A 25,338-nucleotide genomic window follows, 5' to 3' on the forward strand; every position below is an offset into this window, starting at 1 on the left:
CGGTGTGCGGCGAATGCCTTAACAACGGCTTACCGCACGTTCTTCAGGTACTGCTGACCGAACGCGTCCTGCTGCGCGGCGAGCTTTTGCAGATCGACCGGCTTCACGCGTGCGTAATCGGACGACGGCAGGAACTTGGCAGCCACGTCCGCCGGCATCGTGCTGGCGCGCACCGGGCGAAGGAACGCCTGCGCCCAATGGGCCTGCCCCTTGTCCGACAACGTGTAGTCGATGACCTTCTTGCCGTTGTCGCCATGCGGTGCGTTCTTCACGAGCGCAATCACATACGGCAGCGACACGGTGCCTTCCATCGGAATCACGAACTGCACGTTGGCGCGGTCCTTGTAGATGGCGCGGTAAGCGTTGAAGTCGAAGTCGATCAGGATGGGGATCTCACCCGAAAGCACACGGGCGTACGCCGTTTGCTTCGGCACGATCGGCGCGTTGGCCTTGAGCTTCTGGAAGAAGCCGATGGCCGGGGCGAAATTGTCCATCGAACCGCCCAGTGCCTGGTTGGCGGCAATGGCGGCCGCGTAGCCGGCAAATGCGCTGCTCGGGTCCAGATAGCCCACCATGCCGCGATATTCCGGCTTGAGCAGGTCGGCCCACGAACGCGGCACCGGCTTGCCTTCGAGGGCGTCGCGGTTCACGAAGAAGCCCACGGTTCCCGAGTGGATGGTCGTCCACATACCGCCCGGATCCTTCAGGTTGGCAGGCACTTGGTCCCAGTTGGCGGGCTTGTAAGGGGCGAGCAGACCTTTTTTCGCGGCTTCGATGGCAGAGGTAATGCCCAGATAGACGATATCGGCGACCGGCGCCTTCTGTTCCGCGATCAACTGAGCGACCGCCTGCCCCGAATTCTTGTTGTCGAGCGGCACGCGAATGCCGGTGTCCTGCGCAATCGCCTTGACCTGTCCGGCCCAGTCCGCCCACTCCGGCGGGCAGTTGTAGCAGATTGCGCTCTGCTGGGCATGCGCGGCGCCAGCGCCGAGCAAGGTGAACACCGCCAGTGTGCGCGCGGCGCGGGTAATCCAAAGCTTCATTTCCGGACTCCTGAATGTCTGAGCGTGGGCGGCATACGGTGCCGCCGCAGGTTGGTTCTCTACCGTCGGGTACGGGCCTCACGGCCAGATGCCTGATTGCCTCGGCAGCCGCTGTGCTCTCTGTGCGGAGCCAGTCGTCAGCCAACGCCTTGCTGCTTGCTTCCTTGCAATCTTGCGGGTGACTTCACGGTGACTGCATGGTGACTGCACTACTTCGAAACGGGCGACGCACCGGGCTCGGCGTCCGGACTGCCCGGCGCGTGTGACTTGTGCGGTGGTGCCGCCACGGTGCCGCCACGGCGGATCTCGTGCGGCAGAATCAGCGCGTGGGCGAGCGACGCATCGTGCGGCACGCTCGCGTCGGCACTGGGTCGGCCATCGCTGCGGCCATCGATCTGAGCAAGCAGACGCTGCGCAGCGTGACGGCCGATCTCCACGCTGGGTTGCACGACGGTCGCCAGCGTAGGCGAGAGCAATTCGCCCACGGCGAGGCCGTCGAACCCCAGCACCGACATGTCGTCCGGCACCCGCAGCCCGGCTTCGCGCAGCGCACGCATCACCCCGAGGGCGAGCAGGTCGTTCGAGCAGAACAGCGCCGTGGGACGCACCCCATCTCGCTCGCGCCGGGCGAGCCACTCGCGAACACGCTCGCCGCGCGCACCGCTGTTGAAATCGATTTCGAACGCCGGCAACGGCGTGAGGCCCGCGGCCTGCATCGCGTCGCCATAGCCGAGGTAGCGTCGCTTGGCGCGATCGGAGGCGTGCAGCGCCCCCGTCACCATCACGATGTCGCGATGACCGGCCTCAATGAGCATCGCCACGCCCTGCGCGGCGGCGGCACGGTTATCGACGGAGACGCACGGACGCTGCGGCGCGTCGTTGTAGACGAGTTGGCACGGCACGCCTTCGGCGTCCAGATCGTCGACCAGCGCGCTGTGTTCGGCGTCGGCGAGCGTGAGCAGCAGACCGTCGACCCGCTGTTGCAGCAGGGTCTCGATGGCGTTGCGTTCGCGCTCGGGGTCGTACTGCGTTGTCACGAGCAGCAGTCGGCGGCCCGTCCCCTCGATCGCCGCCTCGATGCCTTCGAGGCAGTCGGCAAACACGGGATTGCCAAGGGTGGGCAGCATGACGCCGATCAGGCCCGTGCGCTCGCCACGCAACTGGCGACCGAGGGCATTCGGGCGGAACTTCAGTTCGAGCGCCGCCGCCTGGACCCGGGCCAGCGTTTCGGGACGCACCAGATGCGGCGAATTGAGTGCGCGCGACACCGTCGCGATCGAACACCCTGCACGCTGCGCTACATCCCGAATATCTGCCACACCCGCTCCTCTTGTTCTGGCCCGTCGTTTTTGAAGTTGACGGATTTTACGCAAATGTAAACGTTTACGAAAACGTTTTCACTCAGGGATTCTATGGACAAATTGTGATGAATTCATGACAGTGGCCTAGGGTCGAGCGTGTCTGCCGCCCGGCTCGCCGGGCATCGTTGTGGTTGCTTTGCGGTTGCTTTGCGGCCGTCGTCGGTGCCATTGCGCCGATCGCCGGGATGCCGCCTATACTGAAATTCCCCCTTGCGGCCCAGTCCGAGGGGGCATGACGGCACCCCTTCCATCTACGACCGGGAACGGCCATGAACGACTATCACTTCCTCACCTTGTGGCGGCTCACGGCGCCGCTGGACGAAGTCTGGGACACGCTTCGCGATGTCGACCACTGGGCCCGCTGGTGGCCGTGCGTTCGGGAAGTCCGCACGCTCGACGCAGGAGACGCCGACGGTGTGGGCGCCGTGCGCGAACTGACCTGGCACGGCGCATTGCCCTACTCGCTCACCTTCGAGACCCGCATCACACATATCGATCCGATGCGCGAAGTGCGCAGCGTGGCGACCGGCGAAGCCGAGGGTACGGGCGTCTGGCGCTTTGACACCGAAGGTTCGATCACCGTCGTTCGATATGCATGGGACGTGCATACGAAGCGCGAGTGGATGAACAAACTGGCGCCGCTCGCACGCCCGCTCTTTCGCTGGAATCACAATTACGTCATGCGACGTGGCGGCGAAGGGCTGGCGGCCATTCTCAACGCCCATCTGGTCGAATGCCTCGACACCGACTTGCCGCCCGCCGCCCTCGGGACGGAGCGCGATCCGAGAGAACTACGCGAAGCGCGGGCACGCGTGAGCCACGGCCCGCGCCAATAGCCGGGCGTCGGGTTAGCCAATGCTGACGCTGGCGTTGACCGTGTCGTCGGTCGGGGTTGGCGGTGGCGTCGGCACGTCCGGGCCGATCTTGTATTCGTGCAGAAGCGTCTCCAGTGCCTCATGTTGATGTGCGGGGAAGGACAATGGCAATTGCGAACGCCATGCCCGCACGGCGTCCACGCCGCCCCTTGCCGTGTCGTTCAGAATGCACCGCAACGCGGGCAGCCGGTCGGCTTCCGGCAACAGGGCGAGTCTCGCGACGAATTCGGACATGACCGTCGCCACGATACTCGGGCGCAGCGCATCGATGATCTTGGCGACGTTCTGGTTGGTGAAGGCATTCCAGGCGGCGTCGCCATTACGGGCCACATTCGTCCACTCCTGTATGACCTCGTCACGCAAGGGGAAAGGCTCGTCGCTGGCGTTGGCGGGCGCGCTCCGGCGCCCCCCTTGCATGATGCCGTCCTTGATCGTCAACCGGTCACCGGTGAGACCGCTGATGAATTCCCCGGCGATCTTGTCGATCAGGCTGCGCGCCCGGCGCGGCGATTCGGCGCCGTCGCCACACGCAGCGGCCGTGGTCGATGCGCGGCGGCCCGCCATGCCGGCTTCGAGCGGCCCGTGAGCGTAGGGCCCTATCGCCTTTGCGTGACTCCCCACGGCGGTGAACGCGACGTTCAACCGCGTATTCCCGCTCACCGTGAGTGCCAGTTGCGCGCCACGCGATTCGCGCGGACCGCGCGGACCGGCCGGCGTAGCGGGATACCCCGGGAGATGCCCCCCGGGATACGCCAGCGGATACGCCAGCGGATGCGACTGGGGGTGCGACGGCGCGTGATCGACGAATTGGGTGAGAGGGGGTGGGCCATAGGGGGCCCTTGCGTCACCTAAGTCGGCAAATTCGGCGAAGCGATCGGCTCCGGCCGGACGTCCGCGGTAGGGTGACGGATCCGTCAACGGGTCCGCCGCCGCATGCCCCGCACGGGTGAATGCGCCCGGAAAGCCTTCGGGCATTCGCCCGGGGCCTTCCGACGGCGTCAGCGAGGACGCCTGCGACGCCTGAGACACCGGACTAACCGTCACGGTGGGAATCGTGTGCTGCGTTGTGCTTTCGATCATGATGGCTCTCCATCGGATTGGGACTTTCATCGTGGTCGCTATGCGGCACATCACTTTCAGGCACCATCGCGATCCTTCGGTTTCCGGTCCGCGCCCGCTGCGGGTCGGGGAGTGTCCCAGCGAATCGTCGGGATGCGCCTCGATGTCCGCTCAGACATCGCGCATTTCTCTTCTGCACACGTCACCGCGTGATCGTCTATTCCATTCAGGAATAGACGATCACGCACAATTCATTATTTTTTATATCGCCGGATGCCTAGACTGGTGAGCATTCGGCGGATATCCGTAGTGCGTACCTCCGCACTCGCCTGCCGCCCCGCCCGGAAAATACTTAAGCTCCAGGAGATCTCGTGAGCCTTGCGACTGCGCCGCTGCTGCGGCATTACGTGGATGGCGCGTTCGTCGCCACCGACCGCCAGTTCGATAACCTCAGCCCGGTGGACGGGCGGCTCGTCGCGAAGGTCTGCGAAGCCGATGCCGCCACGGTGGACCGCGCCGTGCGCGCCGCACGTCGCGCGCTGCACGAAGGCCCCTGGGGGAAGACCACGCCTGCCGAGCGCGCTGCCGTGCTGCACCGTATCGCCGACGGCATTCAGGCGCGCTTCGACGATTTCGTGGCCGCCGAAGTCGCCGACACCGGCCGCCCGATCGAGCAGGCACGCACGCTAGACATCGCCCGTGGCATCGCCAACTTCCGCATGTTTGCGGACCTCATCAAGACCGCAGGCAGCGAGATGTACGAAATGCGCGCGGCCGACGGCGGCGACGTGATGAACTACGTCACGCGCAAGCCGCTCGGCGTGATCGGCATCATCTCGCCGTGGAACCTGCCCCTGCTGCTGTTCACGTGGAAAGTCGCCCCCGCGCTGGCGATGGGCAACTGTGTGGTCGCCAAGCCGTCCGAAGAAACGCCCTCTTCCGCCACGCTGCTGGCAGAAGTCATGGACGCCGCGGGCGTGCCGCCCGGCGTCTTCAATCTCGTGCACGGCTTCGGTCCCGACTCTGCCGGGGAATTCCTCACGAAGCACCCGGACGTGGCGGCGATCACCTTCACCGGCGAATCGCGCACCGGCAGCGCCATCATGAAAGCCGTGGCCGATGGCGTGAAGGAAATCTCGTTTGAGCTCGGCGGCAAGAACGCCGCCGTGGTGTTCGCCGACGCCGACTTCGAAAAAGCCGTGGACGGCGTGGTGCGCTCGTCGTTCACGAACGCGGGCCAGGTGTGCCTGTGCTCGGAGCGCGTCTATGTCGAGCGCCCGATCTTCGACAAATTCGTCGCAGCCATCGCCGAGCGCGCCGCTGCGCTGCGCATCGATGCGCCCGATGCCGACGGCGTGCAAATGGGGCCGCTCGTTTCTCGCAAGCATCGCGAGAAGGTCCTCTCGTACTATCGCCTCGCCGTGGAAGAAGGGGCGACGGTCGTGACCGGCGGCAGCGTGCCGAGCTTCGGCGATGCGCGCGACGAGGGCGCCTTCGTGCAACCCACCGTCTGGACCGGCTTGCCCGACACGGCACGTTGCGTGCGCGAGGAAATCTTCGGCCCGGTGTGCCACATTGCGCCGTTCGACAGCGAGGACGAAGTGATCCGCCGCGTGAACGACAGCGATTACGGTCTTGCCGGATGCGTGTGGACGACCAACCTGTCTCGCGCACATCGCGTGGCGCGCCAGTTCCAGACCGGACTCGTGTGGGTCAACACCTGGTTCCTGCGCGACCTGCGCACGCCGTTCGGCGGCGTGAAGCTCTCCGGGCTGGGGCGCGAGGGCGGACGCCACTCGCTCGATTTTTACTCGGAAATCACGAACATCTGCATCAAGCTGTGAGGCGACGGTGCGGCAATCTCGATGGGGGTCGAGGTTGTCGCACCCGCGCGCCGTCCGGACCCGACGGGATCCTCCCGGACAACCCCATTCAAGCCAACAGGGAAGACGTCAAACCATGAGCGCATCTCAAGACACCCAGGCCCGTGTGGTCGAAGGCAAAGCCAAGCCGCGCGGCAAATTTCCGCATATCAAGCGTGCGGGCGACTTTCTGTTCGTCTCGGGCACCAGTTCGCGCCGTCCCGACAACTCTTACGCCGGCGCCCAGGTCGATGCGCTGGGCGTGACGCAACTGGACATTCGCGAGCAGACCCGCGCGGTCATCGAGAACATTCGCGATATTCTCGCCAGCGAAGGCGCAACGCTCGCGGACGTGGTCGAAGTCAGTTCGTTCCTGGTGAACATGAACGACTTCGGCGGCTACAACGCCGTGTACGGCGAATATTTCGACGAGAACGGCCCCACGCGTACCACGGTCGCCGTGCATCAGCTACCGCACCCGTTGCTGCTCATCGAAATCAAGTGCGTGGCCTATGCGCCGCGCGCACGCTGAACGCTTGGCCTCACTCCCCACCGACATCTGACGCGGCATGACCCAGGAGACAGCATGTTGACGTATGGCAAGCCCTTCAATTTCCAGCGCTGGATCGACGATCACGCGCATTTGCTCAAGCCGCCCGTGGGCAACCAGCAAGTCTGGCAGGACAGCGACTTCATCGTCACGGTCGTGGGCGGACCGAACCACCGCACCGACTATCACGACGACCCGCTCGAGGAGTTTTTCTATCAGTTCAAGGGCAACGCCTGGGTCAATCTGTGGATCGACGGCCGCCCGGAGCGGGTGGACCTCAAGGAAGGCGACATCTTCCTGCTGCCGCCGCACGTGCGTCACTCGCCGCAGCGCCCGGAAGACGGCAGCCTGTGTCTGGTGATCGAGCGTCAGCGCCCCGCGGGGCTCCTCGACGGCTTCGAGTGGTACTGCCTGAACTGCAACGCGCAGGTCCATCGCGTGGAAGTCCAGCTCAAGAGCATCGTGACGGATCTGCCGCCGCTGTTCGAGGCCTTCTACGGCGACGAATCGCTGCGCCGGTGTCCGAACTGCGGCGAAATTCATCCGGGGCGCGCAGCCCAGCCCAAGACCACGACGGCCGCCTGAGCTATCGCCTGTCGCCCGTGCCCTGTCGCCTCGCACTCAACCCATCACACCTCACGTCATGAAGAAAATCGACATGCACGCCCACTTCTTCCCGCGCATCACGCAGGAGGAAGCGGCCCGCCTGGACGCCGCCACCGCCCCGTGGCTGCGCATTGACGAGGGCGGCGAGACCGGCAACATCATGCTCGACAATCGCGCCTTCCGACCCGTCTACCGCGCCCTGTGGGATCCGGCATTGCGCATCGAAGAACTCGACCGCCACGGCGTCGACCTGCAAGTCGTCTGCGCCACCCCGATCATGTTCGGCTACCGCTACGACGGTCACGCCGTCATGGACTGGGTGCAGCGCATGAACGACCTCGCGCTGGAGCACTGCGCCTACGCGCCCCACCGTCTGAAGGCCATGGCTCAGGTGCCGCTCCAGGACCTCGACCTGGCCTGCGCGGAAGCCTCTCGCGCCAAGGCCACCGGCCACGTGGGCGTGCAGATCGGCAACCATCTCGGCGAAAAGGATCTGGACGACGAACAGCTCGTGGCGTTTTTGCGGCACTGCGGCAACGAGCACATTCCGGTACTCGTGCATCCGTGGGACATGATGACCGACGGCCGCATGAAGAAATGGATGATGCCTTGGCTCGTGGCCATGCCCGCCGAGACGCAACTCTCCATTCTGTCGCTGATCCTGTCCGGCGCATTCGAGCGCCTGCCGCGCTCGCTCAAGCTGTGCTTCGCCCACGGTGGCGGCGCCTTCCCGTACTTGCTCGGCCGTGCAGAGAACGCCTGGCATTGCCGCGACATCGTGCGCGCCGACAGCCCGCACCCGCCGTCGCACTATCTCGATCGTTTCTACGTCGACAGCGCCGTGTTCGACCCGCGCGCCCTGCGCCTGCTCGTCGATACGATGGGCGTCGAGCGCATCATGCTCGGCTCGGACCATCCGTTCCCGCTCGGTGAACAGGACATCGGCCAGCTGGTCGCCCAGCAGCCCGGTCTCGACGACGCCGCCCGACACCGCATTCTGGCCGGCAATGCCCTGACGTTCTTCGGACTGTAACTGGTGCTTTCCCGAAGTGTTTTTGAAAACGCTTGCCTACGCAATAGGCGTCGTTTAGGCTGGACCCTGAAATACTTGATGCTTAAACAATTGGCTAAGATTTGAAATAGTCTGACGCGCCTGGCCCACGATGACCGACGTGAAGAAGCGGTCAGGTGTCCCGGCGCGAGTCCACAGATGACAGTGCTTGAATTCATAGTTTGGAGACCATGATGACGGGAACGAAGACCACGCAACGCAAGGCCATCGCAGTCCTTGGCGCCGTCGCCGCAGCCGCGGCGATGCTCGCGTCCGGCGGCGCATACGCGCAGGTGAAGATCGGCTTCATCGGCACGCTGTCCGGTCCGGGCGGCGCGCTCGGCCAGGATCAGTACGACGCCTTCATGCTCGCCATCGAGCAAAAGGGCGGCAAGCTCGGCGGCGTGCCGGTGCAGGTGATCAAGGAAGACGATCAGCTCAAGCCCGACGTCGGCGTGCAGGCCGCGCAGAAGCTGGTGGAGCGCGACAAGGTTCAGCTCATCACCGGCGTGACGTTCTCGAACGTGATGATGGCCATCCACAAGAACGTGACGAACGCGGGCGTGGTCATGGTCGGCTCGAATGCCGGCCCGGCGCCGATTGCAGGCGAGCAATGCTCCCCGAACTTCTTCTCGACATCGTGGGATAACGACGAACTGCACGAAGCCGGCGGTCAGCTCTCGACCAATCTCGGCTTCAAGAAGATGTATGTGATGGCCCCGAACTATCAGGCCGGGCGCGACGCCGTGAACGGCTTCAAGCGCGACTACAAGGGCCAGATCGTCGACGAGGTATACACGCAGGTCAACCAGCCGGATTACTCGGCAGAAATCGCCCAGCTCCAGGCCGCCAAGCCGGACGCCGTCTATGTGTTCTATCCGGGTGGCATGGGCGTGAACTTCGTCAAGCAATACCGCCAGGCCGGTCTGCTGGGCAAGATTCCGCTCATCTCCGTGTCGACCATCGACGGCTCGACCCTGCCCGCGCTCAAGGAGCAGGCGATCGGCAGCATCACCAGCGCGCCGTACTCGCCGGACCTCGATAACGCCCAGAACAAGCAATTCGTTGCGGCCTTCCAGAAGAAGTACAACCGCGTGCCGTCGATGTACGCGGCGCAGTCGTACGACGCCGCCAACCTGATCGACTCGGCCCTGGCGAAGACCAAGGGCAGCGTGGCTGATCGCGAAGCGCTGCGCGCAGCGCTCAAGGCCGCCGACTTCCAGTCCGTGCGTGGCTCGTTCAAGTTCGCGAGCAACCAGTTCCCGATCGCACCGTTCTATCGCGTGGACGTCGTGAAGGACGCCAGCGGCGCGGCATTTGCGAACAAGGGACAGATCGATGTGAAGACGCGCGCGAATCTGGCGTCGATGTGCAAGATCCGTTCGTAAGTCGCCAGGCGTTGCAAAGCGGGGGCAACCGGCCCCCGCTGTCTTTGAGCTCTGTCATTGAGCTCTGTATTTGAGCTTTGCCGAGGCTTTATGAAGCGCTACCGCAATTTCGACGACGCCGAGCTGGACGTTCAGTACAACGCTCGCGCCACCACGCCCAACATTCTCGATATCCTGACGCAGTACGCCGAGCAGAGCGCGCACGCCCGCGCCACCGTGCCTTGCGTTCTGGATGTCGCCTACGGCGATCACCCCGACGAAACACTCGATATCTTTCCCGCCGCCGAGCCTGGCGCGCCGGTGTTTTTCTTCGTTCACGGCGGCTACTGGCGCGCGCTGAACAAGAGCGATTCGAGCAATATGGCGCCCGCGTTCGTGCGGGCCGGCGCCACCGTCGTCACGATCAACTACTCGCTCGCCCCCGGCGCCTCGCTCGACACGATCGTCGATCAGACGCGCCGCGCGCTGGCGTGGACGCACCGTCACATCGGCGAGCATCATGGCGACGCCGGCCGCATCCACATCTGCGGCAGTTCGGCCGGCGGTCATCTCGTCGGCATGCTCCTCGCGAAGGGGTGGCATGCCGAATATGGTGTGCCGGAGCATGTCGTGGCCGGCGCCGCGCCGTTGTCCGGCCTTTTCGACCTCACGCCGATTCCGTACACGCACATCAACGAATGGATGAAGATGTCGGCGGACGATGCGCGTCGCAACAGTCCGTACTTCCGTCTGCCCGACCATGGTTGCCCCATTGTCGTGTCCTACGGCGAGACGGAGACGGCCGAGTTCAAGCGTCAGACGGACGATTATCTTGCCGCGTGGCGCGAAAAGGGTTTCCCCGGCGAATACGTGGCCATGCCGGGGACCAATCATTTCGACATCGTTCTCACGCTCAATGACGCGGCTAGCCCGCTCACGCAAGCCATCTTCCGCCAGATGGGCCTGGCCCGGGAGACGACATGAGCCTCACACTCTTCATCATGCAATGCCTGAACGGGCTGCAACTCGGGGTGTTGCTGTTTCTCATGGCAGCCGGGCTGACGTTGGTGTTCGGCATCATGAACTTCGTCAACCTCGCGCACGGCTCGCTCTACATGATGGGCGCGTTCATCGCCGCGACCGTCTACAACCACACGGGCTCGTTCGCGCTCGCCGCGCTTGCGGTGCTGCCGGCCATGCTCGTGCTCGGCCTGATCGTCGAATTCGTCGCCCTCAAGACCCTCTATGATCGCGATCACCTCGATCAGGTGCTCGCCACCTTCGGGCTGATTCTGTTCTTCAACGAACTGGCGCGCATGATCTGGGGCCCGTCGCCGTATTACATGGAAGTGCCCGAGTGGCTGTCCGGCACGGTGAACCTCTTCGGTCTCGATTACCCCGCGTATCGTTTCCTGATCATCGTGGTGGGACTTGTGGTCGCCCTCGGCTGCTACCTGCTGATTCACCGCACGCGTATCGGCATGCTGATTCGTGCCGGTTCGACGCATCGCCAGATGGTGGGCGCGCTCGGCGTGAATATCGTTCTGCTCAACTCGCTGCTGTTCGGTCTGGGCGCGATCCTCGCCGGCATTGCCGGGCTGATGGCCGGTCCGATCCTCTCCGTGCAGCCGGGCATGGGCGAGCCGATCCTGATTCTGACGATGGTCGTGATCGTGATCGGCGGCATCGGTTCGGTGCGCGGCGCGTTTCTCGCAGCGCTGATCGTCGGGGTCGTCGACACCGTGGGGCGTACTGCCCTGCCCACGCTGCTGCGCAGTCTGATGGAGCGCAGCACCGCCGATACGGCCGGTCCGGCGCTGGCGTCGATGCTCATCTATCTGGTCATGGCGGCGGTGCTTGCGGTGCGTCCGCAAGGACTCTTCCCGGTAAAACATGGCTGATCCACGGCTGATGGCCAACGAGAAACGATGGAAATGAAACTCAATCTACGCACCGCCGTGCCGATACTGCTGCTGGTTCTGCTGGCGCTGGTGCCCATATACGCGACGTTTGCTCAGCAACCGTTCTTCCTCACCCTGTTCGGGCGCATCGTGGTGTTCGCGATCGCCGCCGTCTCGCTCGATCTGATTCTCGGTTATGGCGGCATGGTCAGCTTCGGCCACGCCCTGTATCTCGGTCTTGGCGCCTACGTCGTGGGCATCATGAGCTTTCACGGTATCGACAACGGCTTCGCCCACCTCGGCGCGACGCTGCTGCTGTGCGCGATCGTCGGGGCGATTACGGGCCTGCTCTCGCTGCGCACGACCGGCATCGCCTTCATCATGATCACGCTTGCGTTCGCCCAGATGTTCTACTTCCTCGCGGTGAGCCTGAAGCAGTACGGCGGCGATGACGGCCTGCCCGTGTCGGCCGGCAGCCGCTTCGGCAGCATAACGCTGGACGATCCCGCCGTGCTGTACTACGTGGCCTTCGCCGTGTTGTGCCTGTGCGTGTGGGGAGGGCGCCGGCTGGTCGAAGCCCGCTTCGGCATGGTGATTCGCGGTGCGCGTCAGAACGACCGCCGCATGCGCGCGCTCGGCTACCCGACGCTGCGCTACAAGCTCGTCGCCTACATCATCAGTGCGATGGTCTGCGGTGTCGCCGGCATGCTCTACGCCAACCTCACCCACTTCGTTTCACCGGCCTACATGGCGTGGACGGCCTCCGGCGAGCTGATCGTGATGGTGGTGCTGGGCGGTCTGGGCTCGTTCTTCGGCCCGCTGCTGGGCAGCACCGCCATGCTCCTCATCGAAGAGTGGCTCAAGGGCATGACGGAGCACTGGATGATCATCTTCGGCCCACTCATCGTCGTGGCCGTGCTGGTGTCGCGCCGCGGCCTCTACGGCCTGCTCGGCGACCTGCAAGTCCGTCTTTCGCGCCGCACGCGCGCCGTGGAGGGCAAAGCATGAGCCTGCTTCGTGTCGACCAACTGGTCAAACGCTACGGCGGACTGACCGCCACCGATCACTTCTGTCTGGACGTCGCACCGGGCGAGTTGCACGCCATCATCGGTCCGAACGGCGCGGGCAAAAGCACGCTCATCGGCCAACTCGCAGGCGAGCTGCGCTCCGACGAAGGCAGTATTCATTTCGACGGTCACGACATCACGTCGATGCCCATCGAACAGCGTGCACGCTCGGGGCTGGCGCGCTCGTATCAGATCACCTCGGTATTCCGTGAATTCACCGCGCTGGAGAACGTGCTGGTGGCCGTGCAGGCGATGCAGGGACACAGCTTCGGGTTCTGGCGTCCCGCGATTCGGGAAGCCGCGCTTGTCGAACCGGCTCGCGAGATTCTGGCGCGCACCGGCCTGGCCGCCCGTATGAACGTGCCGGCCAGCGCGCTGGCGCATGGCGAACACCGTCAGCTCGAACTGGCGATGGCGCTGGCCGGCCGTCCGAAACTGTTGTTGCTCGACGAGCCCATGGCCGGCATGTCGCAGGCGGAATCCGAACAGATGACGCACCTGCTGGCCGAGCTCAAGGGCGACTACGCCATCGTGCTCGTGGAGCACGACATGGATGCCGTGTTCGCACTTGCCGATCGCATTACCGTGCTGGTGTACGGACGCGCCATCGCCTGCGGCACCGCAGACACGATTCGCAACGATGCGGGCGTTCGCGAAGCCTATCTCGGGGACGAAACCCGCAACGAAATGCTGGGAGCGACGGCATGAGCACCTTGTTGTCTTTATCCGGCGTCGAGTCGTACTACGGGGCGAGTCAGGCGCTGTTCGGCATGCATCTCGAGATCGAACGCGGCGCGTTCGTCACCCTGCTCGGTCGCAACGGCATGGGCAAGTCGACGACCGTCAAATCGATGACGGGACTCATGCGCCCCGCCCGCGGCGAAATCGTGTTCGACGGACAGCCGGTGCACGCCAGTCCGTCGCACCGCATTGCGCGCGCCGGCATGGGACTTGTGCCCGAAGGCCGTCAGATTTTCCCCACGCTGACCGTGCGCGAGAACCTCGTCGCCACCGCAGGCAATCGTCACGGGGCGAGTTCGCCATGGACGCTCGCGCGCATCTACGAACTGTTTCCGCGACTGCGCGAGCGCGAGAAGAACCTCGGCAGCAATCTGTCCGGCGGTGAGCAGCAAATGCTCGCCATTGGTCGTGCATTGATGACGAATCCGAAATTACTCATTCTCGACGAGGCGACGGAAGGGCTTGCACCGCTCATTCGCGGTGAAATCTGGCAATGCCTGAAGCAACTCAAAGGCAGCGGCCTGTCGATCCTGTGCATCGACAAGAATCTGGCGCCGATGCTCGAACTCGGCGACCAGCACTACATCGTCGACAAAGGCCGTGTGGCGTGGCAGGGCGACTCGTCGAAGCTGCGTCGGTCGCTGCCCGAACTGCAGGCGTATCTCGGCGTCTGACGCCATCGTCCGGCCGCGTATGTCCCATTTCTGCGTACACTCTACGGCACCTCGTCTACACGAGGTGCGTAGTACTCGATAGGTGTCAGACGCAAAAATCGGGAGTGTTTTGTGAAAGCACCCAGCAAAAGTCTGTGGTGCAATCGGCTCCGCTTGATTGACTTTGCAAGCACTCCCGATCCACAACTAACGACACCGGTCAGGACTATGGCTTACTCGAACACGCCTTCGAATCCCTTCCGCTGGCTGCTCTCACAGGACACCGGCGCGCCGCCGCCGGCCGAGCCGGCGCACGTCAAGAACGGTCTGCCTGCGGATCTTCCGCTCAACATCAAGGAGTTGCCACGCACGCCGCTTCCGAAGCTGGAAGTGTTTCCCGACGAGTTGCTGGCGTTACGAAAACATCTCGGCATGTCGCGCAACGTCTTCGCGCATTACCTGCGCACGAATCCACGTACGCTGGAGAACTGGGAGCAAGGTCGGGCCCGGCCGAACGCGCAGGCCGCCTGCCTGATCCGGCTCGTGCAGCAAAACCCCGGACTGGTCTCGTCGCTCGCGCGTCTCTGAATCTTGGGGAGGAGACCGTGGTCCGGCGCCTATGGCGGGCCACGACGAAAAGGGGCGTCCCGATCGATCCTCGGGGCGCCCCTTTTCTTTTTGACCTGATTGTCCGCAATACCAGCGACGGGTTACGGCTTGAGTCCGCACACCTCGCGCAGGCACGCGACGAATCGGGCACACGCGGGGCTGGGTGACTTGTCGGCGCGCAACGAATAGCCCACATCGCCGAAGCTGCCCGGCATCGTGTCGGCCAGCACGCGCAGCAACCCGGATTCCACGAACGGCGTCGCGGCGGCGCGCGGCATCAGCGCCACGCGAGGCGTCTCGAGCATCAGACCGATATTGGTCAGCACGGAGAGCGACTCAACGACATCCTCGGGCAGTGCGAGTCCGGCATCGTGAAACAGTCGCTCGGCCGCCAGGCGCGAGGGCGACTCGGGTACCGGCAAAATCCACGCCTGCTCGCGCAATTGCGCGAGCGGCACGCGCTCCGGCAAATGCGACCAGTGGCGCTCTGCGCCGATCACGCTGAGCGATTCGTTAAAGAGAATTTCATGCGTCAATGCAAAGGCGTTGGCCACCGGCAGCGAGCGCTCCGGCAACCGGCCGACGACGATATCCAGATCGCCGCTCGCCAGCGCCGGGAATAGTTGTGCCGTGGTGGCCTCCCGTACGGTGACGAGCACGCCTGGCGTGCGCGCCTTGAGCATGGCAATCGTGCGAGGCAACAAATCGGCGGCGGCCGAAATGAGGGTGCCGACGATGACGTGACCGCTGGTGCCCGCGCTAAACGCGTTGACCTCGTCCGTCAGATACCGCAGTTCCGCCATGAGCGACTTTACGCGGTGACCCAGCAACTCGCCCAGTTCCGTGGGCTGCATGCCGCGATTGCTCCGTACGAAGAGCGGCCCTTCGAAGCAGGCTTCGAGCTCATGCACGATCTTGCTAACGGCCGGTTGCGTGAGACCGGTTTCGTTGGCGGCGCGCACGAGCGACCCCGTTTCGAGCACGCGGTCGAAGACCTGAAGCTGATGAAACTTGAGCTTTCGTCCGAGATTGAGGGCTGTCCAGGGAAGTGATCGCATCGGCGGTATGTCAGGCCGCCGCCGCCGAGCCGGATGCCGCGACCGGATCCGTTGCCTGCGTCGCCGGCGCCGACGCGCCCGACTTGGCCGCTTCGGCGGCTTCCGTCACCCCGGTGGAGGGCGACGTCTGGACCGTCTCGCCCGACAGGAACGCCGCCACGTACTCTTCGAGCATGGCCACATCCGGCAGCGAGGCGGGGTTCACGTGATAGTTCACGAGGCAGCCATCGAAGGTCAGCACGAGCATATCGATCAGACGCGCCCGCCGCACGCTGTCACGCGCCAGACTGGGCGCGCTTGCCGCGAGCATCGCCGAGAGCCGCTCCCGAAACCACTGGAGCAGGGACGGATCGTAGGGATCGCCCGGACTCACGGTCGCCAGCGCCTGCACCAGATTGTGCGAGAAGCCGTTGTCGAGCCTCGGCGTGTCCACCAGCAGGCCGTTGAGCAGCGTGCGCATGCGCTCGTGGGCACCGTGGGCTGCCAGTACCTCGGCTTCGAGCGTGGAAATGCGCGCCTTGAACCACTTCTCGTAGACGCAGAAGAAGACTTGCAGCTTCGCGGTGAAATAGCTGTAGATGTTCGCGTGCGAAATACCGGCACGCTTGGCGATCTGCACCATTGTGGTGTCGACATACCCTCGTTCCATGAACAGGGCATGCGAGGCTTCGAGAATGGCGAGACGAATGTCTTCTTTCTTGACTTGTGGCATATGTGAGCCTGCTCGGTTGGGCCGGGCACCTCGAAACAGTAATTCTCAACTTCCTCAACTTCCACCAGCGCCGACGGGAGGGTCAGCGCGCACAGTATGCCAGCGCAAACGCAGCTTGCGGCGAAAACTAAGCGCAAACACTCCCCCGGACTTTCCCGATAGTTCAACGCATACAGCGTGGTTTGCGATGACAGACATCGCGTTATGCGTCGTCTCGTCGCACATTCCGCGCACGCCAGCCTGTCAGACGACGAGGAAAGGTTTGACGCGCATATATTTCAAAATTGAACAATTACGATGTCATGCAATTGCGTGTCCGACGACGCTCGCGTTGCCGACCATTTCATATACGTGAACGAATACCACAGCAAATATGAAGTTCAGGCGTCAAGTTCAAGCGCGCTTGCCTGCCATCCAACGAAGTCCCTCACCGACCACGCTGCCCAGCCAGGTGTAAGACATTACCGACAGCGAATTCCTACATTGATTCGTAGTCCATCGTAAATCCTCGACGAGATGTGCACCGCAACATCGCCGCCAACGCCCGTGATACGGCGCATTCACGGGCAATTACAAAGACTTACAACATCGAGCGATCCAAAACCCGCAATTGGCGTCCAATTTCGGTAATCCCATGATGACGGCGGGCGGGACGAACACCGCTCTCGAGAGGAGGTCATGATGAAAGTGAAACGTGAAGGTGTTGCAAGGCAAACGGCGGCGAGCGACGCGAGGTCCGCGATGGCGAAGGTGTCTTCTGCCATCGCATTGACGACGATGTTGCTCACGCTGGCGGGTTGCGCGTATGAAGCGCCGCCGCAGCCCCGGTTGCCATATCGCGGCCCCGACAGCACGAATCCGTCGTACCAGTCGCAGCCCAATTGCGGGCCGCCGCCATACGCGCCGGGCTCGGCTTGCAGCCCCTACGCAGCACCGCCGTCGTCGGCTGCGCCGGGCACTGACGCCTACGGTCGCCCTTATCCGCCGACCGATGGGTACGGCCGCCCCTACCCGACCGACGCGCAGGGCCGTCCGTACGCGGCACCACCGCCCCCGGCGTATCGCGAATCGAATCCGGCCAACGGCGCTCCCGTGCCGGAGAACGGCTCGGCGACGGCGCATTGAGCGGACGAACAACGTAGAGATACATCACACGATGCGCGGCGTGCATTGCGCGCCACCACGCGTCGCCATGCAGATTGCAGTGAGCGAACGACAGGTCGGGCCGGACGAGCGGTACGGTCTCGGTCTTTGATCTGTGAATACCCAGGGGCGAAATGCCCTATTGAAGGAGCCATACGTCATGAAAACCAAACAACGATGGATCTCGCACATCTCGAAACTTTCGCGCTCCGCGGCGCCCGTCGTCGTCGGGGCCGCCCTTGTCGGCACGCTGGCCGGGTGCGGCGGTATGACGCCACGCGAATCTCGTAATACTGCGGTCGGTGCCGGTGTGGGCGCGCTGGGCGGCGCCCTTATCTCGGGCGGCGATGTGGGCACGACCGTGGGCGGCGCCGTGGTGGGTGGCGTGATCGGTAACGTCATCACCGATGATCGCCACCGCCGCTGAAGAAGGAGGATCGAGACATGACACGCCAAGACACACTCCGCCAACGTACGCGCGAAATGCTCGATGTGCTCGATACGCGACGCTTCGGTCGCCGCGCGCTCGCCGCCGCGACCCTGTGCGCCGGTGCCGCAGCCCTGTCGCTCGCGGCCATGCCGAGCTTTGCGCAAGGCACCCCGCCGGTCAACGGCGTCGTTCCCACGACACCGTCGCCGCCCCCGCCGCCCGCCAGCGGGCCGGACTACGGCGACGCCGCCGACCAGAACGCCGCACTGGGCATGTACCTGCAACGGTCGTTCGACGCGATCGACACCAATCGCGACGGCCGGATCGACCGTAACGAATGGGCTGCGTATCAGCGCAGCCAGTTGCAGGCGCGTCGGGCAACGTTCGAGCGCTATTTCAAGGCGGCCGACAAGGACGGTGACGGCTATCTGAGCCGTCAGGAAGCGGCCGCCTCCGAGCCGTTCCTTTATCAGCGTTTCGACGACATCGACGTCAATCACGACGGCAAGCTCTCGCCGGCCGAAATCCGCAGCTTCTTCCGCCGCTATTACCACGAGCGCGAGCAAGCCGACGCGGCGACGACCAAGCCGTAATCGTTCGTTCCCCGCAACGTAGCAGCCGCCCAAACGAGAAGGGCCGGGACCTGTATCGAACAGGTTCCGGCCCTTGGTCTTTCACGCTGCGCGCAACCTGTCACCGTTGCGCGCTCGCGAACACGCCTTAAACGTGGAAGAACTCGGCGATGATCGCGGCGCCGAGGAACGTACCGGCGTTTGCGAGGAACGACACGACCACGATGCGCCAGCCCAGACGGCGGAAGGCAGGCACGTCCTTAGCGACCGACAGACCTGCGTAGGTCAGCATCGGCGTGACAAGCGCCAGGAAGTTGATCTTGCCCGTGAACTGCTCGACGACCGGCGCGAACGGGAAAGCCGGCGACGTCAGGAACATGGCGATCAGCGAGACCCAGCACACGGCCGGCACCTTGCGGCGCGTGACGAAGTACAGTGCTTCGCCGACGATCACGGCGCCGATGATGATCAGCATGCCCGGCACGCCGTCGAGGAACGGCGTCTTGAAGGCCATGGTGTTGCCGACCAGCGCCAGTGCACCCGAGAAGACCCAGGCAAACAAACGCGCACCGAAGTTCATTTCAACGGTATGCGCCTTGCTGGCTTCCTTGAGCTCCTTGGCGGCTTCGGCGTCTTCCACGGCCGCGGCTTCGGCGTTGGCACGGCCGCGCTTGCTCATGCGACCCAGCACCGGTTCCATCACACGATAGCCCCACACGGCGAGCGGCAGCGAGATGAACAACGTGAAGTAGGTACCGATGGTCGTCGTGATCAGGTTCGACGCCGCAGCGAAGGTGGCGACTTCCTTGGCCACTTCCGGGGTTTGCTGTGCGGCGATGGCGCCGGCGGCGGCTGCCATCATCGAGCCCGAACCCACACCGGCGCCCATGGCGAGCGAGTGCGGATGGAACAGATTCAGGCTGGCGACGAAACCGGCGAACAGCGAAATGAACACGGCGCCGAAGATGGTGCCCGTCAGGTACTCGGCCAGCACGCCGCGCCCTTCCGGCGAATCGAAACCGTACTTTTCGCCAATGATCGCAAGGCTCGGCTCACGGCCCACGGAGAACGTCGCGCCGATGGCCTCACGCTTGATGCCGAGCATCAGCGCCACCGGCAGTCCCAGAATAATCGTGCCCACGAAGTGGCCGAACTCCTGGAATACGAGCGCCCAGCCGGCCGCCACGAGCTTGGGCAGCGAGCCGCCCACGAGCAGACCCAGCTTTGCGACGAACAGCAGCAGCGCCGGTTGCAAAATGGCGGCGGCCTTGTGCTGCATCGGCAGGTCGATCTGCGCGAAGCGCGGCAAACGCGCTTGCGACAGGCCCAACGCTGCGCCGAGCAACAATGCCCAGACCATTGGCAACAACACGATCTTGCCGTGACCGGCCTTGATGCTGATCGCACCGATGAGCTCCGCGATCACGAGGATCACGATTGCCCAAACATACAGGCGCACGCCATCGCTGAAGGCGCCCCCTTGCGGCTTGGCCGCTTTTTGTTCCATGACTGCCATCTGGGTCTCCACTGCACTTGCTATTGAACCGGTCCGACGCCTGGCACGCACGGCTAGCCGTCGCTTTGGCGAACATTTCGGTGATTAAGGAAGTTCGGCACGCGATCCGTCGGGCCCCGAGACCCGCAGAATTTTCCCACGCAGCGGGAATACACTCCCCGCCATGTTGGCACGCCTTGGTGACAGCAACAGCATTCCGCGCCGAACCACCCGAGGGCGGCATTATACGCGGTCAAAAACCCCGTTTCGGCCGTCAATCCCGCAGGCTGAAACGGTCGTACGCCGAACGAGGTCTCACGACCGGCGTCCGGCGCACTTTCTGCACTTTTACGATGCGTTCACGCCACATTCTCACGAACTGAACGCATGATGGCAGCACATCGCCCGAGGGTCTGCATCGACGCATTGCCCTGCCGACCCCGGCGAAACGCGGCAACCCCGATCAGACGTAGCCAAACGGCGTGGCCGGATTGGCGGCCGTCTCGACCCACACGCTCTTCGTCTGCGTGTACTCGTACAGCGCCTCGACGCCGCTGGAGCGACCGTAACCGCTGTGGTGGTAGCCACCGAAGGGCGACGCGACGTTGATTGTCTTGTAGCCGTTGATCCAGAACGTACCGGCGTTCACTTGCGACGCGACACGGTGCGCGCGGGCCACATCCTGCGTCCAGACGGCGCCGGCCAGACCGAATTCGCTGTCGTTGGCAATCGCCAGCGCCTCTTCCTCGGTGTCGAACGGAATCGCCACCACGACCGGCCCGAAGATTTCCGTGCGCGCCACGCCCATGGCGTTATTGGCATCGGCCAGCACCGTCGGGCGCACGAAGAAGCCGCCTTCGCTGCGTTGCTGCGAACCGGCTGCCAGACGCGCACCGCCTTCGACGCCGGCGTCGATCATGTTCATCACGTGCTGATATTGCGTGCGATTGCAGATCGGGCCGACTTCGGTGGTGTCGTCGAGCGGATCGCCCACGCGGATCTTTTCCGCCCCGCGCGCGAGCATGTCGATCATCTGGTCGTACACGCCACGTTGCACCAGCAGACGTGAGCCCGCTACGCAGCTTTGGCCCGCGCTCGAGAAGATGGCGGCCTGGGCGCCAAGGCATGCGCGCTTGAGGTCGGCGTCGTCGAACACAATGTTGGCCGACTTGCCGCCCAGCTCCAGCACGCTCGGCAGCAGACGCTGCGCGGCAGCCGTAGCGATCTTGCTGCCCGTGGCCGGCGAGCCGACGAACACGACCTTCTTGACGACCGGGTGCGAGATCGCGGCTTGTCCCGTGGTGTGGCCGAAACCGGCGAGCACGTTGATGAGACCGCGCGGCACACCGGCCTGCTCGGCCAGCGCAGCCACCACGAGCGAGCTGGCCGGGGTCAGCTCCGAGGGCTTGAGCAGCACGCCGTTGCCCATGGCGATGGCCGGCGCCAGTTGCCAGCCGCATGTGAAGACGGGAGCGTTCCACGGGGTGATCTGCAACACCACACCCATCGCTTCGCGGCGCGTGTAGTTCAGGTGCGTACTCGGCACGGGAATCACGTCGCCGAAGAACTTGTCGGTCCACCCGGCGTAATACTCGAACATCTCCGCCACTTTGCCGACTTCGCCACGGCAATCACGAATGGGCTTGCCCGCGCCGATGGATTCGAGCTGTGCCAGCGCCTCGGCGTGCTCGCGAATCTTCGCGCCCACGGCCTGCATCACACGGCCACGGGCCGCATGCGTGAGCGCCCACCAGGTCTTTTGTGCGGCTTGCGCAGCGTCGGCGGCTTGTGCCACGACATCGGCGCCGGCGTCGCGATAGGTCAGCACTGCCTGACCGGTGGCCGGATTGACGATCTCGATAGACGTCTCGCCGCGGCCTTCGATCAGTTCGCCGTTCACGAACGAGCCGATGGTGGTGGCGTTGGGGAAGAACTTCGCGAATGCGCCGAGCAAAGCGGCGGCTTGTTGGTCTGCCATGAAAAACTCCGTACTCACAGAATGGCGCGTCGCTGTCGTGGCTATCGTCGCTATCGCTTCGGTGCAGGGCACCGACAGCGCATCGTCAGCGGCGCGTCATGTCGTCAAACAAAAAGGAATGCAGGGCACGCGAATGTCTCGCGTCTCGCGTCTGGCGTCTCGCTTATGCGCGGCCCGGCTCGATGAACTGCACGATGCGGTTGAAGTCTTCGTCATCGCCCACGGTCGCAGCGCTCGCGGCCCACAGGCGCCCGACCTCGGCCGACAGCGGCCCCGTGGCCAGCGTACCCGTTTGCTCGGCCAGCGCCATGGCCAGGCGCACGTCCTTGCGCATGAGCTTCATCGTGAAGCCGGAGTCGAAGGCGTCGTTGAGAATCCATGTCGGATAGTTGGTTTGCGTCACACCGCTGCGACCCGATCCGGCATTGAGCCCTTCGAGCACCTGCTCCGGGGCCACGCCGGCGGCCTTCGCCAGACGCATCGCTTCACCCGCCACCACCAGATGCGCGGCGCACATCAGGTTGTTGATGAGCTTGGTGACGTGACCCGCGCCCACGTCGCCGATGTGCACACGTTTGGCCGACATGGCCGCGAGCACCGGCTCGATGCGCGCGATGTCCTCGGCAGCGCCGCCCAGCACCATCGTGAGTGCGCCGTTGAGCGCGCCTTTCGGGCCACCGGATACCGGGGCGTCGATCAGGGCGATCCCCTTCTCGCGCAGCGTGAGCGCCAGCTTGCGCGTGCTTTCCGGATCGGCCGTCGACGTGTCGACCACGATCAGGCCTTCGCGGCCGTTCGCGGCAATGCCATCGGCACCGTTCACCACGGCTTCGACGACTTGCGACGTGGGCAGCGACAGCACCAGGGCGTCGGCTTCGCGAGCGAGTTCGGCGACCGACGCCCGCAGGCCGACCCCGGCCTCGGCCAGCGCGGCACCGGCAGCCGGCGACGGATCGAAACCGAGCACCGTGAAACCGCCGCGCTGCAACGACAGCGCCATGCCGCGTCCCATATTGCCCAGTCCGACCACTCCGATGATTTTCATGTTCACTCCAGATTGACTGCGAAGATGACGCCGCCCCCACGGGCGACGCCGCGTTGCTTCGTCCGCCGGGACATCCGGCCGACGCGTGGAAATATCAGGGAATCGCCGCGCTAGTGGTTCACGAACTCCAGCACCACGTTTCCGGCAAATTCGGGTTCGACCACCAGCCCGTGCTCGTTATAGCCGTAGGGCACGCCATGCTCTCGCCACAAGGCTTCGATGTGCGCCAGATCCGGCGCGAGCAGGGTGATCGCCACCGCATGCGTGCGCACGCCCTGCGCCATCGGCAACCCCACGGCGGCGTAACGCGCTTCGGCGCGCTGCAACGACATGGCGCGCAGCTGTCCGCAGCCGGTATCGGCCACGGCACCGCCATCGTAGAGATCGACGTGACGCGCGCCGTACAGTTGCTGCCAGCGCGTGGCGAGGGCGCGCAGCGACACGGCATCCGGCGTTACATAGGTAATGCCGACGATGCCCGTCACCCCGTTGGGATGGCGCTGCCACTCCGGCATCCAGATCAGTTCGGGGCGATGCTGATGACAAATGAAATTGGACGCGTCGCCCAGCGATTCGTCGATGAACAGCCCCAACGAGACAACGGCCTCATCGGGCGTGCCATCGGGCTTGCGCATCGCGCGCCGAAAGTCGAGCAGGCCTTGCGTGCGCAGTCCGGCCTGCACCAGGCGGGCGTGATCGGCGCGGGCGTCTTTGCTATGGAGCGCGACGAGCGACACGCCCTCTTCGCGGGCAAGAAAACTGCCGAGGTGGCGTCCGAAACAGAAGTCGCCGACGGTGTGGGTGCCGAACTTGCTTGCGTTGTCCACGCCGATGAGTTCGATGAAGTTCTCGCCGAACATCATGAGCGATGTGACGGTCCCCCACGGGTGGTACGACACCGGCGACGGTGCGAACCCCATGCGCTCGTAGTGCGCAAGGCGCCGCGGGTGGTCATGCACGGTGACCAGCGGATGATCGATGCCGAATCGCGTATTGCGCGGAGGAATCATCGGGTGTCTCCGAGGGGTCCGTCGGGTCACGGCACGTGACCTTGGGTCGCATCAAAACTGGCGCGGAATCGGGCCACCGACACCGGGCCTCGCCTGGGTTCGTTGCCCGGCGTTGGGGCCGATCCGCATGCATCGCAGTGTGGAGTGAAAAAAAAGGACGCTCAATGACAACGCTTGAAGATTTTTGTTCTAATAATTAGTCTTTAGGGTATGACACCTGCCATCAACGAAAGCCGCTTGTCTTATCTCTACGAGGCCGTCCAGTGCGGCACGGTGCGTGCGGCCGCCGACAGACTCGACATCGCGCCCTCGGCCGTCAGCCGCCAGATCGCCTTGCTGGAGGCGGAACTGGCGCTGCCGCTGATCGAGCGCCACAAGCGCGGTGTGCACCTGACGCAGGCCGGTCGCCTGCTCATGGAGTACTACCGGGAACAACGCGCCCACCAGGAAGACCTGCTCGCCAAGCTTCAGGAAGTGCGCGGACTGCGGCGCGGGCATATCCGGCTGGCAGTCGGTGAAGGTTTCGTCAGCGACCTGATGGGCGCGCCATTGCAGTACTTCTGCAAGCGCTACCCCGACATCACCCTGACACTCGATCTGGCCGGCACGAACGAGGTCATGCGCCTTGTCGCGGAAGACGACGCGGACATCGGCCTCGTCTACAACCCGCCCGCCGAGCCCAAGATCGTCTCCCGGGCGCAAATGGCACAGCCGGTTCACGCGATCGTCGCCCCCGGTTCGCCCCTCATTGCCAAGGCGAAAGCGACCGGCGCCGTCACGCTGGACGCCCTGTACGACGTGCCGCTTGCCCTCATGCACGGCTCGTACGGCACGCGCCAATTGATGGAACTGGCCGAACAGTCCGAGAAGCATCGGCTCGTCCCCACCGTCACGACCAACTCCATCTCGGTGCTCAAGCATTTCGTTCGCGCCGGATTGGGCGCCACCTTCCTGCCCACTTTCGCCGTGTCGCAGGAAATCGACGCCGGCGTGCTGAGCGCCGTTGCCATCGACCATCCCATTCTGAATAGTGCGGAGGCCCACCTGATCACCCGCGCCGGACGTCGCCTGTCCGGCGCGGCCAATCGCCTGCTGACCCATCTGGCCAGCAAAATGGAAGCTTTCGGCGCGCCGGACTGAGATCGAAGTC

At 64.3% G+C, this 25,338-nt stretch carries 25 protein-coding genes; 16 read left to right on the top strand and 9 right to left on the bottom strand.

Annotated features, from left to right (window positions below):
* Window positions 1-29: 29 nt before the first annotated feature.
* Both PCA31118_RS26080 and PCA31118_RS26085 read right to left on the bottom strand, forming a co-directional pair.
* The gene (locus PCA31118_RS26080) at window positions 30-1,043 is read right to left on the bottom strand and encodes an extracellular solute-binding protein (RefSeq protein WP_150627840.1); all 1,014 of its coding nucleotides are present in this window, start codon (window positions 1,041-1,043) and stop codon (window positions 30-32) included.
* 209 nt (window positions 1,044-1,252) lie between these two features.
* The gene (locus tag PCA31118_RS26085; protein ID WP_150627841.1) at window positions 1,253-2,362 is read right to left on the bottom strand and encodes a LacI family DNA-binding transcriptional regulator; all 1,110 of its coding nucleotides are present in this window, start codon (window positions 2,360-2,362) and stop codon (window positions 1,253-1,255) included.
* A 311-nt stretch (window positions 2,363-2,673) separates the two neighbouring features.
* Here PCA31118_RS26085 and PCA31118_RS26090 point away from each other — a divergent pair, with 311 nt between their 5' ends.
* The gene (locus tag PCA31118_RS26090) at window positions 2,674-3,240 is read left to right on the top strand and encodes an SRPBCC family protein (protein WP_150627842.1); all 567 of its coding nucleotides are present in this window, start codon (window positions 2,674-2,676) and stop codon (window positions 3,238-3,240) included.
* 12 nt (window positions 3,241-3,252) lie between these two features.
* On the opposite strand, the gene PCA31118_RS26095 is transcribed toward PCA31118_RS26090, so the two are convergent.
* Window positions 3,253-4,359 (bottom strand): hypothetical protein, encoded by a 1,107-nt coding sequence (locus PCA31118_RS26095; protein ID WP_150627843.1) that lies wholly within the window; start codon window positions 4,357-4,359, stop codon window positions 3,253-3,255.
* A 350-nt stretch (window positions 4,360-4,709) separates the two neighbouring features.
* Here PCA31118_RS26095 and PCA31118_RS26100 point away from each other — a divergent pair, with 350 nt between their 5' ends.
* The 11 genes from PCA31118_RS26100 (at window position 4,710) to PCA31118_RS26150 (ending at window position 14,724) form a co-directional block, all read left to right on the top strand.
* Window positions 4,710-6,182: a 2-hydroxymuconic semialdehyde dehydrogenase gene (locus tag PCA31118_RS26100; protein WP_150627844.1), complete on the top strand. Its 1,473-nt coding sequence runs from the start codon at window positions 4,710-4,712 to the stop codon at window positions 6,180-6,182.
* Between the two features lie 115 nt (window positions 6,183-6,297).
* Window positions 6,298-6,732, top strand: a complete 435-nt coding sequence (locus tag PCA31118_RS26105; protein ID WP_044456491.1) for a RidA family protein — start codon at window positions 6,298-6,300, stop codon at window positions 6,730-6,732.
* A 54-nt stretch (window positions 6,733-6,786) separates the two neighbouring features.
* The gene (locus PCA31118_RS26110) at window positions 6,787-7,335 is read left to right on the top strand and encodes a 3-hydroxyanthranilate 3,4-dioxygenase (protein ID WP_150627845.1); all 549 of its coding nucleotides are present in this window, start codon (window positions 6,787-6,789) and stop codon (window positions 7,333-7,335) included.
* A 58-nt stretch (window positions 7,336-7,393) separates the two neighbouring features.
* Window positions 7,394-8,389: an amidohydrolase family protein gene (locus PCA31118_RS26115; protein WP_150627846.1), complete on the top strand. Its 996-nt coding sequence runs from the start codon at window positions 7,394-7,396 to the stop codon at window positions 8,387-8,389.
* A 212-nt stretch (window positions 8,390-8,601) separates the two neighbouring features.
* On the top strand, window positions 8,602-9,795 hold the full coding sequence (locus tag PCA31118_RS26120) for an ABC transporter substrate-binding protein (protein ID WP_150627864.1): 1,194 nt from the start codon (window positions 8,602-8,604) through the stop codon (window positions 9,793-9,795).
* Between the two features lie 90 nt (window positions 9,796-9,885).
* Window positions 9,886-10,758 (top strand): alpha/beta hydrolase, encoded by an 873-nt coding sequence (locus PCA31118_RS26125; protein WP_150627847.1) that lies wholly within the window; start codon window positions 9,886-9,888, stop codon window positions 10,756-10,758.
* The gene (locus PCA31118_RS26130; RefSeq protein WP_044456496.1) at window positions 10,755-11,675 is read left to right on the top strand and encodes a branched-chain amino acid ABC transporter permease; all 921 of its coding nucleotides are present in this window, start codon (window positions 10,755-10,757) and stop codon (window positions 11,673-11,675) included. Before PCA31118_RS26125 ends, PCA31118_RS26130 begins: the two co-directional genes overlap by 4 nt.
* A 33-nt stretch (window positions 11,676-11,708) precedes the next feature.
* On the top strand, window positions 11,709-12,683 hold the full coding sequence (locus PCA31118_RS26135) for a branched-chain amino acid ABC transporter permease (protein ID WP_150627848.1): 975 nt from the start codon (window positions 11,709-11,711) through the stop codon (window positions 12,681-12,683).
* The gene (locus tag PCA31118_RS26140; protein ID WP_150627849.1) at window positions 12,680-13,450 is read left to right on the top strand and encodes an ABC transporter ATP-binding protein; all 771 of its coding nucleotides are present in this window, start codon (window positions 12,680-12,682) and stop codon (window positions 13,448-13,450) included. The genes PCA31118_RS26135 and PCA31118_RS26140 overlap by 4 nt, the downstream gene beginning before the upstream one ends.
* Complete coding sequence (locus PCA31118_RS26145; RefSeq protein WP_044456498.1) at window positions 13,447-14,157, top strand: ABC transporter ATP-binding protein; 711 nt, start codon at window positions 13,447-13,449, stop codon at window positions 14,155-14,157. The genes PCA31118_RS26140 and PCA31118_RS26145 overlap by 4 nt, the downstream gene beginning before the upstream one ends.
* A 207-nt stretch (window positions 14,158-14,364) precedes the next feature.
* Complete coding sequence (locus tag PCA31118_RS26150; protein WP_017234237.1) at window positions 14,365-14,724, top strand: helix-turn-helix domain-containing protein; 360 nt, start codon at window positions 14,365-14,367, stop codon at window positions 14,722-14,724.
* A gap of 122 nt (window positions 14,725-14,846) precedes the next feature.
* Here PCA31118_RS26150 and PCA31118_RS26155 read toward each other — a convergent pair whose 3' ends face one another.
* Both PCA31118_RS26155 and PCA31118_RS26160 read right to left on the bottom strand, forming a co-directional pair.
* A complete protein-coding gene (locus PCA31118_RS26155; RefSeq protein ID WP_150627850.1) occupies window positions 14,847-15,803 on the bottom strand; it encodes a LysR substrate-binding domain-containing protein in 957 nt (318 codons plus the stop codon).
* A gap of 10 nt (window positions 15,804-15,813) precedes the next feature.
* Window positions 15,814-16,515, bottom strand: a complete 702-nt coding sequence (locus PCA31118_RS26160; RefSeq protein WP_150627851.1) for a TetR/AcrR family transcriptional regulator — start codon at window positions 16,513-16,515, stop codon at window positions 15,814-15,816.
* 678 nt (window positions 16,516-17,193) lie between these two features.
* Between PCA31118_RS26160 and PCA31118_RS26165 the strand changes: the two genes are divergently transcribed.
* The 3 genes from PCA31118_RS26165 to PCA31118_RS26175 all read left to right on the top strand — a co-directional run bounded on the left by PCA31118_RS26165 (window position 17,194) and on the right by PCA31118_RS26175 (window position 18,681).
* On the top strand, window positions 17,194-17,640 hold the full coding sequence (locus PCA31118_RS26165; protein ID WP_150627852.1) for a hypothetical protein: 447 nt from the start codon (window positions 17,194-17,196) through the stop codon (window positions 17,638-17,640).
* A 178-nt stretch (window positions 17,641-17,818) separates the two neighbouring features.
* Window positions 17,819-18,085 carry a glycine zipper 2TM domain-containing protein gene (locus PCA31118_RS26170; RefSeq protein WP_150627853.1) on the top strand — a complete coding sequence of 89 codons (267 nt, stop codon included), beginning with the start codon at window positions 17,819-17,821 and terminating at the stop codon, window positions 18,083-18,085.
* Window positions 18,086-18,102: 17 nt separating this feature from the next.
* Window positions 18,103-18,681, top strand: a complete 579-nt coding sequence (locus PCA31118_RS26175) for an EF-hand domain-containing protein (protein ID WP_150627854.1) — start codon at window positions 18,103-18,105, stop codon at window positions 18,679-18,681.
* A gap of 127 nt (window positions 18,682-18,808) precedes the next feature.
* On the opposite strand, the gene PCA31118_RS26180 is transcribed toward PCA31118_RS26175, so the two are convergent.
* From PCA31118_RS26180 to PCA31118_RS26195, 4 genes are all read right to left on the bottom strand, one after another.
* Window positions 18,809-20,176 carry a DUF3100 domain-containing protein gene (locus PCA31118_RS26180; protein WP_150627855.1) on the bottom strand — a complete coding sequence of 456 codons (1,368 nt, stop codon included), beginning with the start codon at window positions 20,174-20,176 and terminating at the stop codon, window positions 18,809-18,811.
* A gap of 442 nt (window positions 20,177-20,618) precedes the next feature.
* Window positions 20,619-22,133: an aldehyde dehydrogenase family protein gene (locus PCA31118_RS26185; protein WP_150627856.1), complete on the bottom strand. Its 1,515-nt coding sequence runs from the start codon at window positions 22,131-22,133 to the stop codon at window positions 20,619-20,621.
* A gap of 163 nt (window positions 22,134-22,296) precedes the next feature.
* On the bottom strand, window positions 22,297-23,328 hold the full coding sequence (locus tag PCA31118_RS26190; RefSeq protein ID WP_343043316.1) for an NAD(P)-dependent oxidoreductase: 1,032 nt from the start codon (window positions 23,326-23,328) through the stop codon (window positions 22,297-22,299).
* Window positions 23,289-24,188 carry a VOC family protein gene (locus PCA31118_RS26195; protein ID WP_150627858.1) on the bottom strand — a complete coding sequence of 300 codons (900 nt, stop codon included), beginning with the start codon at window positions 24,186-24,188 and terminating at the stop codon, window positions 23,289-23,291. The genes PCA31118_RS26190 and PCA31118_RS26195 overlap by 40 nt, the downstream gene beginning before the upstream one ends.
* 210 nt (window positions 24,189-24,398) lie before the next feature.
* Here PCA31118_RS26195 and PCA31118_RS26200 point away from each other — a divergent pair, with 210 nt between their 5' ends.
* Window positions 24,399-25,328 (top strand): LysR family transcriptional regulator, encoded by a 930-nt coding sequence (locus PCA31118_RS26200; protein ID WP_150627859.1) that lies wholly within the window; start codon window positions 24,399-24,401, stop codon window positions 25,326-25,328.
* Window positions 25,329-25,338: the final 10 nt, after the last annotated feature.

This window comes from Pandoraea captiosa (assembly GCF_902459775.1).
In the GTDB taxonomy this organism is placed as follows: domain Bacteria; phylum Pseudomonadota; class Gammaproteobacteria; order Burkholderiales; family Burkholderiaceae; genus Pandoraea; species Pandoraea captiosa.